The organism is Variovorax sp. Soil_C_39 (assembly GCF_057656815.1).
Genome location: NZ_JBDGJQ010000004.1, coordinates 440,474 through 459,042 on the forward strand (window position 1 = coordinate 440,474; position 18,569 = coordinate 459,042).

Genomic DNA, 18,569 nt, shown 5'->3' on the forward strand with positions numbered 1-18,569 from the left:
ATGGTGCAGTCGCGCCCGGGTGCCGCTGTCATAGATCGGTAGACCACGGGCCGGCCGATTTCCGGGTGCGCTTCGTGGCAGCGATCGAACAGCAGCAATGAAACACGAACCCCTGGAAGTCCGCATGCAACGCAGCAGCAGCACCCGCAGCACGGTGGCCCGGCGCCCGAGCACGAATCCGTCGTCCCTCGCCTTGCCCTTTGCCTTCGTTCCGAAGGCCCGGCTCACTCCCATGGTCCACGCGATCGCGCTGATGCTGGCCGCGGGCGCGGCGGCTTCCTTCGATGCCCAGGCGCAGCAGGCCTTCAGCGGCGCCTGGATGGCGCAGAAGAACATGGCGCAGAGCGCCGCCATCGCCACCGGCCGCCTGCCCAACGGCATGCCGGCCTCCATGCTCACCAGCCCGCAGGCGCAGCAGCAGCGCGCCAACGAGCAGCTGCAGCGTTCCATCGGCAACCTCAACCTCACGGCGCGCACCATCGCGGCGCAGCAGGCCGCACAGGAAGCCGCCCGCCGCGCGGCGCTCGCGGCCGGCGGCGGCGTGCCCGACGGCATGGCCGAAGGCGGACTGCGCGTCGACACGAACAGCCTCACGGCCGGCTGGGCCAACGCGAATGCACCGGTGCAGACGCAGGAGGGCGGGCGCACGCAGGTCACCGTCACGCAGACCGGCGAGCGCGCGGTGCTGAACTGGGAAAGCTTCAACGTCGGGCGCAACACCACGCTCCGGTTCGAGCAGCAGCCGAGCTGGGCCGTGCTCAACCGCGTGAACGATCCGCAGGCACGGCCGTCGCAGATCCAGGGGCAGATCCAGGCCGACGGCACGGTGATGGTGGTCAACCGCAACGGCATCGTGTTCAGCGGCAGCAGCCAGGTGAACACGCGCAACCTGCTGGCCTCGGCCGTGGGCATGACCGACGCGCAGTTCCAGCGCGGCATCTACAGCCAGGCGCTGGGCACGGGCCATGTGCCCACGCTCGCCAACGACCTCGTGGTCACTCCCACTGACTCGTCCCACGGCGCGGCCACGGCCGACGTGGTGGTGGAGGCGGGTGCGCGCATCGAGACGCGCAAGCCGCAGTCGGTCACCGAGGGTGGCGGCTACGTGCTGCTGGCCGGCCGCGAGGTGCACAACCGCGGCGCCATCGTCACGCCGGCCGGGCAGGCCACGCTGGCGGCCGGCGACAGCTTCGTGATCCGCAAGGGGCTGGGCACCGACGGCAACCTGCAATCGAGCACGCGCGGCAACGAGGTGACCCCGGCGCGCGTCGAGGGCAGCGCGGCCGGGCGGGTGTCGAACAGCGGGCTGATCCAGGCGCTCACGGGCGACATCACGCTGACCGGCCACAGCGTCGAGCAGGCCGGCGTGCTGGTGTCGAGCACCAGCGTCAACACGCGCGGCACGCTGCACCTGAACGCGGCCGGCGATGCCGACGCGCGCGTCACGCTCGCGCCGGGCAGCGTCAGCGCGGTGCTGCTCGACGACAGCAACGCGACGGCGCTCGACGTGCAGCGCGACACGCTGCTGAAGGAGTCGGCCATTCTTTCGGACGGCGCCTACAACCGGCGCGACCAGTCGCTGGTGCAGATCGCCTCGAGCGGCGACGTGGCCTTCGAGGCCGACTCGATGACGCTCGCCACCGGGGGCCAGGTCAACGTGACCGCGGTGCGCCGCGTGCAGCTGGCCGAGCGCGCCGCCATCGACGTGGCGGGTGCGGTGGGCGTGCGCGTGGCCATGGCGTCGAACAACGTCGAGGTCAACGTGCAGGGCAACGAGCAGCGCGACGCGCCCGGCAACCGCGACAGCAAGAACCTCAACAACGCCAACCTCTGGGTCGACCGCCGGTACCTGGTGCGCGTGCCGGCCGGCACCCAGGGCCATGCGACCGACCGCTGGTACACCGGCGGCGGGCTGCTCGAGGTGAGCGGCTACCTCAACACCGACGGCCACGGCATCGGCGAATGGGCCGCCTCGGGCGGCACCGTGGCCTTCGGCGGCGGCGAGCTGGTGACGCGCACGGGCTCGGCCATCAACGTCTCGGGCGGCTCGCTCGACGTGCAGACCGGCATGCTCAAGCAGAGCTGGCTCAAGGGCCGCGACGGCCGGCTCTACAACCTGTCGAGTGCGCCGGGCGACATGCTCTACGACGGCGTGTACCGCGGCTTCGAGAGCCCGCATGAACGCTGGGGCAAGAACACCACCGATTTCTTCTACAACCCGTTGATCGCGCCGCGCGAGCGGCTCGAGAACGGCTACACCGTGGGCCGCGACGCGGGCCGCGTGATCGTCGGCACGCGCTCGGCGGTGCTCGAAGGCCACATCGAGGCCACGGCGTTCCAGGGCGAGCGGCAGCGCAATGCGCCCGACGCGGGGCTCGACGGCTACCGGCAGTCGCAGAACGCGGCGCCACGCGCGGGCCAGCTCGTCATCGGCCGGCTGCAGCCGGCGGTCGATGCCGCCACCGGTGCGCTGCGCGACAGCCCGCAGGCGCTGGCCGAGCGCATCGACATCGGCGCGGTGCAGCGCATCGCGCAGGACCTGCAGCTCGACGACGCGCTGCCCGCCGAGCTCGACGGCAAGATCGGCATCGACGCGGGCTGGCTCAGCGACCTGCGCCTCGGCGGTTTCAAAGCCTATGCCACAGGCGGCATAAGCGTCGACGCCGACGTGACGGTGGCGCCCGGCGGCAGCATTGCGCTGCATGCCACGCAGGTCGACGTGAATGCCGACCTGACGGCACGCGGCGGCAGCATTGCGCTCGGCAACATGGTCGGCCGGCTGCAGACCGGCAGCACCACCAACTGGATCGACCAGCCGATCGCCGCGGCGCCGCCCGAAGGCTACACGGCAGGCGTCACGCTGGCCGGCGGCACCAAGCTCGACACGCGCGGCCTGTGGACCAACCTGCGCACCGAGCCGGCCGACATCGGCGGCCTGCCCTACGTGAACGGCGGCAGCGTTTCGATCGCCAGCACCGGCGACCTGCGGCTGCATGCCGGCTCGGTGATCGACACCTCGTCGGGCGCCGCGCTGATGGCGAACGGTGCGCTGCAGGGCGGACGCGGCGGCGACATCACGCTGCGCTCGAACCAGTACGACAGCACCGGCCGCGGCGCGGGCGTGCTGCTGCTGGACGGCATGCTGCGTGGCGACGGCGTCAAGGGCGGCGGCACGCTGACGATCGACACCGGCATCGGCGTGGCCATCGGCGGCGGCGTGCTCGCGCATGCGGGCCGGCTCACGGCGGGCGAGGCGGTGCCGGTGCACCTCACGCTGGCCGAGGCCTTCACCGTTCCCGCCGGCACCGCGCTGCCCACGGACTTCAGCTACATCGCCAACACCGTGGCGCCGGGCGAGGCCCTGAAGGTGGCGCCGATGTTCACCGCCACGCGCAGCTACACGCTGCCGGCCGCCTGGGTGGTGCCGGCCGCGACCGTGGCCTGGGAATATGTCTACGTCTACGCGAAGAGCGGCACCTTCTACCCGAGCGGCAGCACCGTGCCTGCGGGCACCGAGCTGGTCAACATCAACGGCACGATGGCGCCGGGCTATGTGGTGCCAGCCGATGCGTTCCCCAACGGCATGCCGGTGGCCGACTACACCGCCACGGTCGCCGCGGGCACGCCGTTCGCGCGCGACGTGGTGCTCGGCGAAGGCGCACTGCTGCTGGCCGGCAACCGGCTGCCGGCCGACGTGGCGGTGAAGCCGCTGCTGGTGCTCGACGACGGCCTGTTCCGCAGCGGCTTCTCGCGCTACGCGGTCAGCGCGCAGCAGGGCGTGCAGGTGGCCGCTGGCGCGCGGGTCGACGTGGCGATGCCCGTGCTGCGTGCCGACCCGGCAGCGGCCCTGGCCACGGCCACCGGCGCCGATCCATCGGCCGTGCTGCAGCCGTGGCTGCCGCCGCTGTGGCAGGAAGATCCGCTCGCCGGCGTGCTCACGCAGCGCGCGGGCGCCGACCTGGCGCTCGGCGCGGGTTCGGTCTACAGCCAGGCGCCGCTGGTGGTGGGCCGCGGCGCCACGATCTCTGTCGATCCGGGCCGTTCGCTCACGCTCACGGGCAATGCGCAGATCACCATCGACGGCACGCTGAATGCCTGGGGCGGCCGCATCGGCGTGCTGCCGGGCGGCTTCGGCATCGGCAACGACGCAGACCGGCCGTCGGGCACGGCCAATGCCACCTCGATCTGGATCGGCGACAACGCGGTGCTCGACGCCGCGGGACGTGCGACGGCGGCCATCGATGCGCGCGGGCGCAGCTACGGCCAAGTGGGCGAGGGCGGGCGCATCGAGATCGGCGCGGCCCATGTCGACGGCGCACGCGAGGTCGATGCGGCCGACGCCTTCGTGGTGCTGCGGCCCGGTGCGCGGCTCGATGCCTCGGGCGCGGCCGCACGGCTCGACGTGCCGGGCTACGGCGTGCGCGAGGTGGCCACCGACGGCGGCGTGATCGCGCTGAGCTCGTACCGCGGGCTGTTCCTCGACGGCGACATGCGCGCCGCGGCGGGCGGCGAGGGCGCGGCCGGCGGCACGCTGGCGCTGAACCTCGAAACACCGAACTACGGCCCGGTCGGCCGGCAGGACCTGAAGGGCATCAACGTCGAGGACGCGGTGCGCGTGCCGCGCGAACTGGTGCTGGCGCAGGTGCAGGGCGACAGCGGTCTCTCGGGCGAACTCGCACCCGGCGAGCGCGAGGCCGCGCTGGCCTTCGGCCGCGCACGCATCGGCGTGGACCGCATTGCCGCGGGCGGCTTCGACAATCTCTCGCTGCTGGCCAACGGCCTCGTGAGCTTCGACGGCAGCGTCGACCTGCGCCTGGGCCAGAGCCTGCACCTTGCGGCCAGTGCCATCGGCCTGGCCGAAGGCAGCGCCGCCGATGCGCAGGTGCGCCTGGCCGCGCCCTCGATCCGGCTCGCGGGCAGCACGCGCGGCCAGGAAGAGGGCGAGATCATGCCGAACCCGGTGCGCGGCTCGCACAACAGCGGCGCCGGTGCCGGCGCGCTCGGCCTGCCGCTGGTGGCAGAAGGCTCGGGCCTGGCGCTCGATGCGCAGCTGATCGACATCGTCGGCCAGTTCAACGTCGGCGCGCGCGGCAGCATCGTGCAGAACGCGGACGATCCGCTCGCGGTCGAGCGCCTGGCCTTCGACCAGATCGTGATGCGCACGCGCGGCGACCTGCGGCTGTCGCAGGCTGCGGCGTTCCATACGCCCGGCAGCCTGCGGCTCGCGGCCTCGCAGATCTATCCCGCCATGAACGACAGCGGCAGCTTCGTGGTGGGCGAGCGCGGTGCCTTCAACGAGTTCGGCACGCTGGAGCGCGAGTTCGATCCTGCGCGCAGCCTCGACATCGAACGCATCGATCCCACGGCCGCGCTGCCGGCGCAGCCGTACTCGGTGTTCGGCCGGCTGAGCTTTGCCGCGGCCACCATCAACCAGGGCGGCGTGGTGCGCGCGCCGCTCGGCGAGATCGTGCTCGGCGCGGTCGGGGTGCCGGTGCTCTCGGGTGCAGTCAACCTGCTGCCCGGCAGCGTCACCTCGGTCAGCGCCAACGGCCTCACCATGCCTTACGGCGGCACGCTCGATGGGCTGAGCTACCTGCACGACGGCAAGGACGTCGAGTGGAAGGGCGTGGGCAACGACCCGTCGGTCACGCTGGCCGCGCACGCGGTGGACGTGCAGCAAGGCGCGGTGCTCGACCTGCGCGGCGGCGGCGAGCTCACGGGCGCGGCGTTCCTCGCGGGGCGCGGCGGCTCGACCGACGCGCGCCTGAATCCGCTGGTGCAGACCAGCGCGCGCGGCAGCTTCACGCTGCCGGGCCTGGCCACCAACCCGGTGTACGCCATCGTGCCCGGCGCGCAGGCCGGCTACGCGCCGCTGGTCAACGAGCACGGCGCCGGCGACCCGGCGCTGGGCCGCCAGATCACCATCGGCGCGGGCGTGCCGGGCCTGCCCGCCGGCACCTACACGCTGCTGCCGTCGACCTTCGCCCTGCTGCCCGGCGCGTTCCGCGTCGAGCTCAACGGCCTCGCGGCCAACCTGCCGCCCGCGGGCGTGACGGTGCCGATGCGCAACGGCTCCTACGCGGCCGCCGCGCAAATGGGCACGGCGCACACCGCGCTGCGCGATGCGCTGCCCACGCAGGTGTTCCTCACGCCGGCCGACACGCTGCGCAGCTATTCGCAATACAACGAGACCAGCTACGCCGCCTTTGCCATCGCAATGGCCGAGCGCAACGGCGTGCCGCGCACGGTGCTGGAGCGCGACGCGAAGATGCTGCGCTTCGACCTGGTCGCGCCCAGCCGCGCCGGCGCGATCGAGGCCATCGGCGACGTGCCCGCGCTGCGCTTCGCCGGCCAGGCCGACTATGCCCCGGCCGCGGGCGGCTTCGGCGGCAGTGCGCTGCTGGTCGGCGGCTATGGGCAGAGCTACGAAGTGCTGGCCGACGGCGCCGCACCCACGCCCGACTTCGCGGGCGTCTCGGTGCATGCCGGCGCGCTCAACGCGATCGGTGCGCCGCGCCTGGGCATCGGCGCGCTGCCGAGCGTCTCTTACATCGACCACACCGGCAGCTCGCAGCGCGCCAACATCGCGCGCTTTCTCACCGGCGCCAGCAGCATCGTGCTGCGCGAGGGTGCAGTGCTGCGTGCCGGCGAGGTCTACCTCGTCACCAACACCAAGACCGGCGGCATCGTCGTCGAGCAGGGCGCGGGCATCAACACGCTGGGCCGCGGCCGTGCGGCCTGGGATTCGCGCGACGGCTTCGTCTATGCGCCGGGCACGGTCAGCGTGCTGGCGGTGTCCAATGGCTGGCTCGACCTGCTGGCGCCGGAGTTCAGCACCTCGCCCGACGCCGGCGCTGGGCGCATCGACATCGGCGTCTGCGCCACCGGGTCGCTGTGCCAGGGCACGACACAGCTCTATTCCGAGGGCACGCTGGCCGCTTCCACCGACCAGAGCTTCGAACTGCGCGACGGGGCGCGCTACGGCACGCGCAACCTCGTGCTGTCGGTGGGCGGCATCAACGTTGGCAGCGACGCCGCACTGGCCGCTGCGGCCGCGCGCAACGCACTGCCGCCGGGCCTCACGCTGAACCAGGACATCCTCGACCGGCTGCTGCGCGGCGACACCGCGAACGGCGCGCCCGCGCTCGAGAACCTGGTGCTCACCGCGCGCGACGCGGTCAACTTCCACGATTCGATCACGCTCTCGACCATCGACCCCGCCACCGGCCGCTCGTCGCTCGAGCGGCTGGTGCTCGGCGCGCCGGCGCTCTACGGCGCGGGCGGTGCCGATGCGGTGGCGCGCATCCACACCGGCATCCTGGTGTGGAACGGCGCCGCCACGCCACCGGGCCTGGTGGCCGCGGGCGGCGCGGGCACAGGCAGCGGCCGGTTGCAGATCGACGCCAACCAGATCGAGTTCGGCTACGGCCCCAACAGCCGGCCCGACACCCTCCACGGCGTGGACCGCCTGGTGCTCGGCTTCAAGGACGTGGTGTTCAATGCCAGCGAGCGCGTCACGGCCAACCACACGGGCTCGCTCTCGGTGTACCAGTCGCAAGGCGCCTGGGACGATGCCTCGAAGGGATACGCGTTCAGCGGCGGCAACCTGCGCATCGAGACGCCGCTGCTCACCGGCCAGGCCGGCTCGGTGAACAGGATCAAGGCGGGCGGCGACATCGTGCTCGCCGCGCCGGGCGGCATGGCGGCACCCGCGCTCGCAGGGCAGGCGCTCGCCGAGGCGCTCGGCGCGGAGATCGGCCTCGACGCCGGCGGCCGCCTCACGCTCGACAGCCGCATCGCGCTGCCGAGCGGCAAGCTCACGGCCTCGGCCGGGGGCGACCTGCGCCTCGAAGACGGCGCGCAGCTCGACCTGGCGGGCCGCCGCATCGACTTCTTCGACGTGCCCAAGTACAGCTGGGGTGGCGATGCGATCCTCGAGAGCCGCGGCGGCGACGTGCGCCAGGCGGCGGGCTCGCGCATCGACCTGTCGGCCGAGCACAACCGCGCGGGCAAGCTCACGGTGCTGGCACTGAGCGAAGGCGCAGGCACGGTCGCGCTCGACGGCGCCATCGCAGGTGCGAGCAGCGGCGTGTACGACGCGGGCGGCACGCGCGTGCCCTACGCGGCCGGCGGCGCCGACATCCGCGGCCAGCACATCGACGACTTCGCGGGCCTGAACCGGCGCCTCACCGAAGGCGGTGTCGTCGGCAGCCGCAGCTTCCAGCTCAAGCAGGGCGACCTGGTGCTGGGCGACGAACTCAAGGCGCGCGAGATCAGCGTCTCGGTCGACGGTGGCCGGCTGGCCGTCGACGGCACGGTGGACGCGAGCGGTGCGCAGGCGGGCAGCATCCGCCTGGCCGCGCGCGACGGGGTCACGCTCGGCGCCGCGGCGGTGCTCGACGCGCACAGCCGCGTGCTGCGCCTGGACAGCTACGGCCAGGTGATCGAGGCGCCCAACCGCGCCGTGATCGAGATCGATGCCGGCAGCGGCCGGCTCGTGCTCGCGAGCGGCGCGCGCATGGATGTGCGCGCGGGCACCGACGGCGCGCCGCTGTCGCTGGGCACGGTGGAACTCAGTGCCCAGCGACTGGGCGGCGCGCGCGGCAACGATATCGCGATCGACGCGGGCGGCACGCTGCAGATCGACGGCGCACGCGCCGTCACCGTGAACGGTTTCTGGACCTACAAGGACGCCGCGCCCGGCACCGATGCCGCGGCCGACGGCCGGCCCTACCAGGTGGTGAACCAGGCCTACCTCGACGCCAAGCATGCCGACAGCCAGGCCTTCATGACCAACGTGCTCGCCAACGGCGGCCTCATGAACGCACGGCTAGCAGGCCTGCGTGCCTACGGCGACGCCTTCCACCTGCGCCCCGGCGTCGCGATCGCGAGCGCCACGCCCGACGGCGATCTGCACATCGACGGCGACATCGACCTGTCGGGCCACCGCTATGCCAGCGTGAACCCGCACACGCCGCAGACCGGCGTGCACGGCTCCGGCGAATCGGGCGCGCTGGTGCTGCGCGCGGGCGGCAACCTCAACGTGTACGGCAGCATCACCGACGGCTTCGACACCTCGGTGCTGCAGCCGACGCCGAGCGACCGCGGCTGGGTACTCATCAAGGGCCGCGTGCCCTGGGGCGGCGACCTGGTGGTGCCGCGCGGCGGCATGGCCGAGCTGGCCGAGGGCACCTTCTTCCAGCCGGGCCGCACGCTCAACTACGCCTTGCCGATGCAGGCCATGAGCCTGCGCGCCGGCACCGTGCTGGCCACGACCGCCACGCTGGCCGAAGACTACGTGCTGCCCGCGGGCACGGTGCTCGGCGGCGCGGTGCGCGATGCGGCGGGCAACGTGCTGCATGCGGCCGGCACCGTGCTGGCCACGGCCGTGACGCTGCAAAGCGGCATGAAGCTCGACGCCGGCAATCGCCTGCCCGGCGGCGCGCGCGTCGCGGCCATGACCTGGCCGGCCGGCGTGCCGCTGCCGTTCCCCATCGGTGCCGTCAACGACACGCCGAGCCCCGACTACAACGGCGACGGCGTGCCCGACGCGCCGGCCAACGGCGTGATCCTGGCCGGCTCGCTGAAGCTCGCCAAGGGCGCCGTGGTGCCCGCCGAGACCTTGGTGCTGCTGCCGGACGGCGTCGACTTCGTCAACCTGCGCCCGGCCGATGCCGCCGGCGACCAGGGCCGCAACCTGGCGATCGCGCCGATGCTGGCCGAAGGCTCGCAGTCGTGGTCGATGCGGCTCGTGGCCGGTGCCGACACCGGCGCGGCCGACACGCGCGCGCTGCGTGCGCGCCAAGCGAACGGCCAGCTGCTGCTGGCCGACACGCACTACGGCATGGGCAGCGGCCTCACGCTGCAGCTGCCGACGCCGGGCGTGCCGGGGCAGTTCTATTGGATGGGTGACTCGCTCAACCAGATCGGCTATGCGCCGGGCACCCTCATCAACCTCGACGAATGGGGCGGCGAAGAGGCGGTGCTCGCGATCAACGACTGGGGCCTGGGCAACCTCGTGACCTGGGCGCCCGAAGGCGAGCAACCGAAGACCGTGCCGCTGCCGGCCACGCAGCAGCTCTTCAGCGTGCTGCGCACCGGCACCGGCGACCTCGACCTGCTCGCGGGCGGCGACTTCACGATGAGCTCGCCGTATGGCGTGTACACCGCCGGCACGCAGTCCCGCGGCGTGGGCGCGGCCTACAACCTGCCGCGCGCCACGGTGGGCGGCACCGTGCTCGGTGCCGACGGCGCGGCGTACGAACCCTTCGTCGACGGCGGCACGCAAAGCCTCTACCGCGCCTGGTATCCGGAGCACGGCGGCAATGTACTGGTGCGCGCTCAGGGCGACGTGCGCGGCGACCTGATCGGCCGGCCGGGCAGCCAGACGCGCCCCGACGCCATCGGCGTCATCCGCCCGATGGGCGCGAGCGCCGACGTGGGCAACTGGCTCTGGCGCCAGGGCACCGGCAGCACGGTGGCCGGCAGCGAAGGCGTGCCCACCGCATGGTGGATCAACTTCGGCAGCTACGTGCCCGGCCCGAGCACCGCCTACGACCTGTTCGGCACCGTGCCGTTCATGACGGGCTTCACCGGCATCGGCACGCTCGGCGGCGGCAACCTCGTGCTCGAGGCCGGCGGCGACGCGGGCATGCTGAGCCGGCGCATGGACCTGCTCGGCATGTTCGTCGCGCGCAGCACCGGCCTCAACCTGGTGGTGGGCGGCAGCGGACGCGTCTCGGCCGATGGCCAACAGCTCACGCTCACCGGTGGCGGCGATCTCGACGTGCGCATCGGCGGCGGCCTCAATCCGGTGGCCGAGCTGCGTTCGTTCCCGAACGGCGCCGACATCACGCCCCAGACGACCTGGCGGGGTGCGCGCCCCGACCTCAACAGTACGTTCGTCAACCTGCGTGGCGCGCTGCGCATGCAGGCCGGATCGGTGGGCGGCCTCGAGCTGCGCTTCGACCGCGCTGATCCCGAGGAGTCGCGCGCCTACCAGGTCTACACCGCCACCTCGTCGATCGCCGGCGGCGGGCCGATGCTCGTGCCCGGCGATGCCGCGGTGCAGATCGACGCGCGCGGCGACCTGGTGCTGGGCGGCGTGGCCGACGCCGGCCGCGTGGCGCAATTCAACAACGGCACGCCATTCGTGGGCGAAGGCGAGCAGCGCCCGGGCGACGGCTACAGCTGGTTCTCGTTGTGGACGCCGGCCAGCGGCATCGACCTGTTCAGTGCCGGCGGCAACCTCGCGCCGTCGAGCGCCATCGCCGGCTACCGTACCCGCAGCGACGCGCAGCCGACCGACGGCCGCTTCGTCGTGCCGTCGATGTTCCGCGCGGTTGCGGCGAGCGGCAGCCTCTACTACGGCAACGCGATCACCGGCGCCATGGACGGCAGCAACAAGCCGGTGCAGCCGGGCACCGGCGTGGTGCTGGCACCGCCGCCGGCGGGACCGCAGTTCACCGGCACGGGCACGGGCGGCTTCGAGCTCATGGCGGGCGATTCGATCTATGCCGGCGGCTACAGCTTCACAGCGTCGGGCGCCGACCCTACCGCGCTGCCGACCCCGTTCAATCCGGGCTTCAGCGGCAGCCTCGAGCAGGTCTGGTTCGGCATGCGCAAACTCAGCAACGTGAGCCCCGATGCGCTGGCACCGAGCGTCTTCCTCGCGCCATTCCGGCCGGGCGAAGGCAACCAGGCCTATCCGCTCTTCAGCCTCGCGCCGTCGGGCGCGTCGGGCTACAGCGTGCCCGGCCGGCAGCCGGCGCGCTTCTACGCGCTCGAAGGCGACCTGATCGGCGTGCGCACGGGCGCCATCGTCTACCGCGGCCGCGGCGCCAGCGGCGGCTCGGCCGGCGAGGAGCCGACCTGGTACGAAGGCGGCGGCCCGGTGGCCCTGCGCGCGGGGCGCGACGTCGTCAACGCGGGCACCGGCCTGGGCGAGTACGAAGAGGTGCCGGACGGCGCGCTCGGCTGGACCACGCAGGTCAACCGCGCCGATGCCGGCGCACCGCTGAAGCCGATCGCGGTCGAACTCGGCAGCGCGCGTGGCAACCTGATCGTGCACAACAACCCGGACGACGTGTCGGTGGTGTCGGCCGGGCGCGACGTGCGCCACAGCAGCTTCTACGTCGCCGGCCCCGGCCTGCTCGAAGTGACGGCCGGGCGCGACGTGTACCTGGCCGACAAGGGCGAGCTCAAGAGCATCGGTGCCGTCGTCAACGGCGCGCCTGGCGAGCGCAGCAGCGGCGCGGGCATCGCGGTGGCCGCGGGCGTGGGCGCGAGGGGGCTCGACTTCTCGGCCTTTGCCGCGCGCTACCTCGACGCAGCCAACCTGGCCGAAACGGGCCGGCCGCTGGCCGACCAGCCCGGCAAGGCCGTGGCGGTGTACGGCGGGCGCCTCACGCTCGCGCAATGGCTGCAGGCGGAGTTCGGCTACGGCGGTGACGAAGCCGGTGCGGCGGCCTACCTTGCCGGCAAGCAGGCCGAGATCGACCGCGCACGCGCAGGCGCTTCGGGCAACGCCGCGCCGGCGCGCGACCTGCAGCGCGAGTACGGCCAGCGCAGCCAGCTTCACCTGGTCAACTGGCTCGAGGAGCGCTTCGGCGATGGCAAGCGCAACGGCCTGGGACTGCGCTTCGACGCCGCGACGATGGACGCGCGCGGCTTCTTCGCCGCGCTGCCGGCTGAGCAGCAGCGCGCCTTCCTGCGCCCGGTGTACTACGCCGAGCTCAAGGCCGCCGGCCGCGAGTACAACGCCGCGGGCGGCCCGCGCGAGGGCAGCTACCTGCGCGGGCGCGAAGCCATCGCCACGCTGTTCCCCACGCACGACGCCGAAGGCAAGGCCATCGACTACCAGGGCGACCTGACGATGTTCAGCAGCGCGCGCTACTTCGAGGACACGGTGACCGCGATCCCGACCACACGGCCGAAGCCCGGCGTGAAGTACCTCACCGAGGCCGAATGGATCGCGCTCGGCCGCCCCTCCTACGACGTGCCGCACTACGAGGTGCAGGACGCCGGCATCCACACCGACTTCGGCGGCGACATCCGTGTGATGGTGCCCGGCGGGCGCACGCTGGTGGGCGTGGACGGCGGCTTCGTGCCGGGCGAAGGCTCGGGCGTGCTCACGCAGGGCACGGGCGACATCGAGATCTTCTCGAACGGCAGCATCCTGCTGGGCCAGAGCCGCGTCTTCACCACCTTCGGCGGCAACATCCTCGCGTGGTCGGCGGGCGGTGACATCAACGCGGGCCGCGGTTCCAAGTCGACCGTGGTCTACACGCCCCAGCGGCGCGTGTACGACGACCTGGGCGGCGTGACGCTGTCGCCGAACACGCCCAACACCGGCGCGGGCATCGCCACGCTGAACCCGGTGCCCGAGGTGCCGCCGGGCGACATCGACCTGATCGCGCCGCTGGGCACCATCGACGCCGGCGAGGCGGGCATCCGCGTCTCGGGCAACGTGAACCTGGCGGCGCTGCGCGTGGTGAACGCCGAGAACATCCAGGTGCAGGGCGAGTCCACCGGCATTCCGGTGGTGGCCGCGGTGAACGTGGGCGCACTCTCCAACGCCAGCGCCGCGGCCTCGCAGGCCGCCACCGCCGCGCAGGAGGCGGTGCAGCGCGACCGCACCGCGCAGCGCCAGGCGCTGCCGTCGGTGTTCACCGTGCGCGTGCTGGGCTTCGGCGGCCAAGTCGGCGAGGGCGGCGCGGGGGAGGCCGGTGGCAGCAGCAGCAACACGCCGCCCGCACGCGATGCGCGCGCGAGCTACGACCCCGAGGGCGTGGTGCAGGTGCTCGGCGCCGGCACGCTCACGGCCGCGCAGAAGCAGGCGCTGACGCCGGGCGAGCGCGGCGGGCTCGTGCGCTGAGGAAGTGGGTCAGGGGCGGTGGACTGAAGGGATGGGGCGGGTGTCGCGGTGTCCCGGGGAGCGCGGTCGGTCGCCGCGGCAGAATGCGACTGCCGGCTGCACGCGACCAGCGCCGGACGGTCGAAGCTGTTCTTCGAATTGCTGCCTGAGGAGCCACCGTGTTCTCCCATGTCTTTGTGAGCGTCGGAGATTTCGAGCGCGCCTTGCGCTTCTACAGCGCGTTGATGGACAGCCTCGGCGTTGAATTGCGCTTTTGCGAGCGCGAGCGGCCATGGGCGGGCTGGCACAGCGCAGGTGGGGCACGCCCCTTGTTCGCCATCTGCAAGCCCTTCGACGGCCAGCCCCACCACCCTGGCAACGGGCAGATGACCGCCTTTGCCGCGGCCTCCAGGGAGATCGTCCGAGCGGCATACCGCGCGGGGCTGGACCACGGCGGAACCTGCGAGGGCCCGCCGGGCCTTCGCCCCGAGTACCACGACAACTACTACGGCGCGTATTTTCGCGACCCGGACGGGAACAAGCTGTGTGTCGCGTGCCATGTGGCGACGGGGGATGGTGCATGAGCTTGTCGCCAGCTTGGTTGGGGCAAGGTTCGGCCGGATCCGGTCCTTCAGCTTCGCGTTCGTAAGCCGACAGTCGGGCGGATGCAATCGCGCTTCGCGATGGCCCCCCTTGAGGTTCTGCCGTTCAGCGAGTGACACGTCGAGGGAAGGACTGGGCCGAACAAGCGAACAAACTTCGTTGGCTCAGGGCCCACCTGCCGTGACTCGAAGATCGCACAGGTGGTTGTTGCATGCGCATACAGCTTTCCGTCGGGCCCGACGATCCTGGCTTCGGAGGTGCCGAACTGCCGACCGACGTGCAGAGCCGCGCCCACGCGGCGCAGCGGGGCAGTCTTCGTGTGGGCCGCGCGCACGATGTTTAGATTGATCTGGCTGGTCGTGTAGCCTCGTCCGGCTGGCAGCTTGGTCTGCACCGCGCAGCCGAGTGCGAGTCGAGCAGGGGCGCGTACCAGCCCCCCCTGCACCGATCCCTGCGGGTTGTAGTGCTTGAGCTGCGGCGTCGCCTGGAAGACCTCATGGCGATCCGGCTGACGGAGTGGAATGGGGCTGAGCCAGCAGCACGGCTCACTTCGGCGACAGCACGCGGAACGGGCGTGTCCCGATCTCTGCACCCGTCACCGCGTCGATCGCCACCGGCTCTATGTCAAGGCCGGTCTCGGCATCCAGGTAGCGCGCCAGTTTCCCTTTGCCACGGTACTTGCGGCCCCAGGCGCCGATCATGAAGAGCACCGGCAGGTAGGCGCGTCCGGCCTCGGTCAGCAGGTACTCCTCGCGCGGCGGGCGCTCCGAGTACAGGCGCTTCTCGAGCAATTGCTCCTCGGTCAGCGCCGCCAGGCGCTTGGTCAGCATGGTCGGGGCGATGCCCAGGCTCTTGCGGAACTCGTCGAAGCGGGTCAGACCGACAGCTGCGTCTCGCAGGATCAGCATCGACCACGCATCACCGAGCACATCCAGGGCACGCGCGATGGGACAAGGATTCGCGGAAGAATTCGCCGAGTTCATATCATTTCAGTATTTACTTACTACTATATCGATACTAACATGTGCCCTCAGACGGTCCACACACCAATGGGCCGTGCTGATGGCTACGACTCTTCCAACCCGTCGACCTGTCCGGAGAACCCACGACATGACCAAGACCATCCTCATCACCGGCGCCTCGTCCGCCTTCGGCCTGATGCTCGCCCAACGGCTGCACGCGCAAGCCTTCACCGTCATCGGCTGAGCACCATGAAGCACTACCTCTGCAAGTTCATCCCGCCGCGCGCGGATTTCCTGCCCACGATGTCGGCCGACGAACGCGAGTGGATGCAGCAGCATGGCCGCTACCTGGACGAGTTGCTCGATCAAGGCCTCATCGTCGCCCATGGCCCGGTGATGGACCCGGCCGGCGGCTACGGCGTCTCGCTGTTCAGCATCGCCGACGACCAGGAGATTGCCGCGCTCACCTCGGCCGATCCGATTGTCAGGAATGGCGTCGGCCATTACGAACACCACCCCATGCTTCACCTGAAGTCCCGTGCCTGAACGCCGCGCAATTTCGAAGGAACATCATGAAGATCCAAGGTTCTGTCGCACTCGTCACGGGTGCCAATCGCGGGCTGGGCGCGGCGTTCGCGCGCGGGCTGCTCGCCGCCGGCGCGGCCAAGGTCTATGCCGCCGCTCGGGACCCCGCCAGTGTCACCGTGCCGGGTGTGGTGCCCGTGCGGCTGGACGTGACCCAGCCCGACCAGATCGCTGCACTCGCCCGCGAATTGACCGACGTGAGCCTGCTGGTCAACAACGCCGGCATTGGCGGCTCCGGCCCAGTGCTGGACCCGAAGGCGATCGACACGCTGCACTGGCAGTTCGATACCAACGCAGTCGGGCCGCTGCGCATGGCGCAGGCCTTTGCGGGTACGCTGGGCGAGAGCGGCAATGGCGCCATCGTCAACGTGATCTCGGCGCTGAGCTGGGTCACGCTGCCAGGCGCGACCGGCAGCTACAGCGCATCGAAGGCTGCCGCCTGGGCGCTGAGCAATGCGATGCGGCAGGAACTGCGGGCACAGGGCACGCAGGTGCTGTCGCTGCATATGGCCTTTATGGACACCGACATGGCGCGCGGCGTACCGGGGCCGAAGGCTTCGCCTGACGAAGTCGTGCGCCAGGCCCTTGCGGCGCTCGAAGCCGGGCAGTCGGAACTGCTGGCCGACGACATGACGCGCAGCGTGCACGCCGGGCTGACCACCCAGCCGCCGATGTACCTCGGAATGGTCGGGTGAGCGGCGCGGGCTCGAAAGAGGAAGTCCGCTTTCCCTCGACCGGTGCTTGAGCTATGGGCCCCTACCGGCTGTACGGCTCGCTCCAAAGCAGCCGCTCGCGTCGCTGCCACGCCACGTCGTTAGTCTCCAGTGGCGCGGAACCCGTTTGGTAGTTAACACAGGAGCGGCACGCCGGTGTTGTGCAGCACGATGGCTGAGCCAGTTTGCGCGTCCGACCTCCGTTATCTGTAGCGACCTCGGCCTAACGCGCGTTTGCCGCCACGACGGCTCTTAGCGTGCGCTTCTGCTCCGCGATGCCCTGCCGCGTTTTCCGAGGGCCCACGGCTTGTTCGCCGTAACGAAATTGGTGACCGCCTACATCGGCGGAAGGTCGGTGATTCGAGTGTCGGCAATGGTCTCGGCGAAGCCGTGGCCGAACAGCGCTGCGGGCGTCGAGAACCCGGGCTGGACCTCGCCAGCAAGCACGCGGCGTGCTGCCTCCGCAGCCGCCATCGCCGTGATGGTATAGCCGTTGACCGTATCAAGCACTGAGCGCACCACCGTCCCATCCGAGTCGGTGACTTCGACAGCCGCCTGGTAACGGTTCGCCGTCCGTTCTCGAGCGCTCGGCCCGGCGGGAAGCTCTGCGACGGCTCCCGCTGGAAAAGCACCCGCAGCGACATGAACGAAGGTTTCGACGTCGGAAACCCCGGTGGCGCGATGAATGGTTAGGAGGTCTGGCAACGTCACAGGAAACGAAGACTTCAGGCCCTTGCCGAAGTCGAAGTCACGCAGCTCCTCAGGGCCGCGAACAACCAGCCGGCCATCTTCGAGGCGCAACGTCTCCGTGACGATCGCACGTGCAGCGGCATGGCTGGCAAGGCTACCGAGCATCGCGACGCTGCCGCCGCTTCCGGGAAGAAGCATAGCGCCAGCGCCACGGGCTTGCTCGTCCAGCGCAAGCGCCTGTCGATACGTGTCGAGTTCGGCGGAGAAGTCGAGGTAGTGGACACAGCAACGGATAGCGGCGGACATCAGCGGCTTGGCCGTGATGGTGAATGGACCCGCGGTTGTTAGGGCGCCGCGACGTTTCGTGCGCAGCGAATTCGATACGGGCGAGATGCTCAGGGCTCTGCTTTCTCGAGGTCGGCGTCGATGTGGGAAATCAACCCTCCCTCCATGACCGTCAGCTCAAGCAGGCCAATCTCGTGGCCGAAATCACCGGCGAAATCGACCCGCACCCGTGCTTGGTCCCTGTCAACTTGCTTGATGGACAGGAAGCGCGTCACCGTGTGGTAGCCGATGAAGTAGCGTTCGATGTAGTCGCGAATTGCCTTGTGGCCCTCGAAACTATGGCCGGTGGAGGGGTCGTCGATGACCGCCTTCTGCGTGAACAGGGCGAGCGCGCGCTCGACGTCGAAAGCGTTGGTTGCGTCAATCAACGCCTCGGCTATTGCATGCAGGTTGTCCTTCTTTTGCGGCATCGCTCAGCGTCCGTGTTGCCAGCTCTTGTAGACGAACTCGAGGCTGTAGCCGTCGAGGTCCCGGACCTGCGCCGCGTAGTAGCGCGGGTCGTAGTGAAGCTGCGCTCCGGGCGGATGAATCTCGGCCCCGCCGGCCGCCAGAGCAGCGGCATGGGCCTGCTCGACCATCTCTTCGGAATCGGCAACCAAGCCGATGTGCACCGCGCCGGGCGCCGCCGCTCCCTGCCGAAGCCAAAAGAACATCCGGCCCTGCGCGCCAAATCCTTTCAGGTCTGGATGCCTCGGCGGGCCGTCCTTTCCGTCGTAGTCGTGCCGGTTGGTGATTCCGAGAACAGGCAGCACCCGCTCGTAGAACGCGATGGAACGGTCAACGTCGGTGACCGTGAGAAAAAGGTGGTCGAGCATG

9 protein-coding genes are annotated in these 18,569 nt (G+C 71.0%); 4 read left to right on the forward strand and 5 right to left on the reverse strand.

Annotated elements, in window-relative coordinates:
* The first annotated feature begins 97 nt into the window (after window positions 1-97).
* Together AC3A6J_RS13550 and AC3A6J_RS13555 are read left to right on the forward strand one after the other, a co-directional pair.
* Complete coding sequence (locus AC3A6J_RS13550) at window positions 98-13,876, forward strand: filamentous haemagglutinin family protein (RefSeq protein WP_487860465.1); 13,779 nt, start codon at window positions 98-100, stop codon at window positions 13,874-13,876.
* 158 nt (window positions 13,877-14,034) lie between these two features.
* Complete coding sequence (locus AC3A6J_RS13555) at window positions 14,035-14,439, forward strand: VOC family protein (RefSeq protein ID WP_487860466.1); 405 nt, start codon at window positions 14,035-14,037, stop codon at window positions 14,437-14,439.
* Between the two features lie 47 nt (window positions 14,440-14,486).
* Here AC3A6J_RS13555 and AC3A6J_RS13560 read toward each other — a convergent pair whose 3' ends face one another.
* Both AC3A6J_RS13560 and AC3A6J_RS13565 read right to left on the reverse strand, forming a co-directional pair.
* Window positions 14,487-15,050 carry a PaaI family thioesterase gene (locus tag AC3A6J_RS13560; RefSeq protein WP_487860467.1) on the reverse strand — a complete coding sequence of 188 codons (564 nt, stop codon included), beginning with the start codon at window positions 15,048-15,050 and terminating at the stop codon, window positions 14,487-14,489.
* Window positions 15,004-15,441 carry a winged helix-turn-helix transcriptional regulator gene (locus AC3A6J_RS13565; RefSeq protein WP_436316789.1) on the reverse strand — a complete coding sequence of 146 codons (438 nt, stop codon included), beginning with the start codon at window positions 15,439-15,441 and terminating at the stop codon, window positions 15,004-15,006. Before AC3A6J_RS13565 ends, AC3A6J_RS13560 begins: the two co-directional genes overlap by 47 nt.
* Before the next feature lie 228 nt (window positions 15,442-15,669).
* On the opposite strand from AC3A6J_RS13565, the gene AC3A6J_RS13570 reads away from it, so the two are divergent.
* Together AC3A6J_RS13570 and AC3A6J_RS13575 are read left to right on the forward strand one after the other, a co-directional pair.
* A complete protein-coding gene (locus tag AC3A6J_RS13570; RefSeq protein ID WP_487860468.1) occupies window positions 15,670-15,966 on the forward strand; it encodes a YciI family protein in 297 nt (98 codons plus the stop codon).
* A 26-nt stretch (window positions 15,967-15,992) separates the two neighbouring features.
* Window positions 15,993-16,700, forward strand: coding sequence for an SDR family oxidoreductase (locus tag AC3A6J_RS13575; protein ID WP_487860469.1), 708 nt, complete (start codon window positions 15,993-15,995; stop codon window positions 16,698-16,700).
* Window positions 16,701-17,054: 354 nt separating this feature from the next.
* On the opposite strand, the gene AC3A6J_RS13580 is transcribed toward AC3A6J_RS13575, so the two are convergent.
* The 3 genes from AC3A6J_RS13580 to AC3A6J_RS13590 form a co-directional block, all read right to left on the reverse strand.
* A complete protein-coding gene (locus AC3A6J_RS13580) occupies window positions 17,055-17,714 on the reverse strand; it encodes a saccharopine dehydrogenase family protein (protein WP_487860470.1) in 660 nt (219 codons plus the stop codon).
* An 89-nt stretch (window positions 17,715-17,803) separates the two neighbouring features.
* Window positions 17,804-18,163, reverse strand: coding sequence for a YybH family protein (locus AC3A6J_RS13585; RefSeq protein ID WP_487860471.1), 360 nt, complete (start codon window positions 18,161-18,163; stop codon window positions 17,804-17,806).
* Window positions 18,164-18,166: 3 nt separating this feature from the next.
* The gene (locus AC3A6J_RS13590; protein ID WP_487860472.1) at window positions 18,167-18,568 is read right to left on the reverse strand and encodes a VOC family protein; all 402 of its coding nucleotides are present in this window, start codon (window positions 18,566-18,568) and stop codon (window positions 18,167-18,169) included.
* Window position 18,569: the final 1 nt, after the last annotated feature.

Coding starts and splice junctions, on each gene's coding strand:
- AC3A6J_RS13585 (WP_487860471.1), bottom strand. CDS start 18,163: ATGCCGCAAAAGAAGGACAACCTGCATGCAATAGCCGAGGCGTTGATT.
- AC3A6J_RS13575 (WP_487860469.1), top strand. CDS start 15,993: ATGAAGATCCAAGGTTCTGTCGCACTCGTCACGGGTGCCAATCGCGGG.
- AC3A6J_RS13580 (WP_487860470.1), bottom strand. CDS start 17,714: ATGTCCGCCGCTATCCGTTGCTGTGTCCACTACCTCGACTTCTCCGCC.
- AC3A6J_RS13550 (WP_487860465.1), top strand. CDS start 98: ATGAAACACGAACCCCTGGAAGTCCGCATGCAACGCAGCAGCAGCACC.
- AC3A6J_RS13565 (WP_436316789.1), bottom strand. CDS start 15,441: ATGAACTCGGCGAATTCTTCCGCGAATCCTTGTCCCATCGCGCGTGCC.
- AC3A6J_RS13570 (WP_487860468.1), top strand. CDS start 15,670: ATGAAGCACTACCTCTGCAAGTTCATCCCGCCGCGCGCGGATTTCCTG.
- AC3A6J_RS13590 (WP_487860472.1), bottom strand. CDS start 18,568: ATGCTCGACCACCTTTTTCTCACGGTCACCGACGTTGACCGTTCCATC.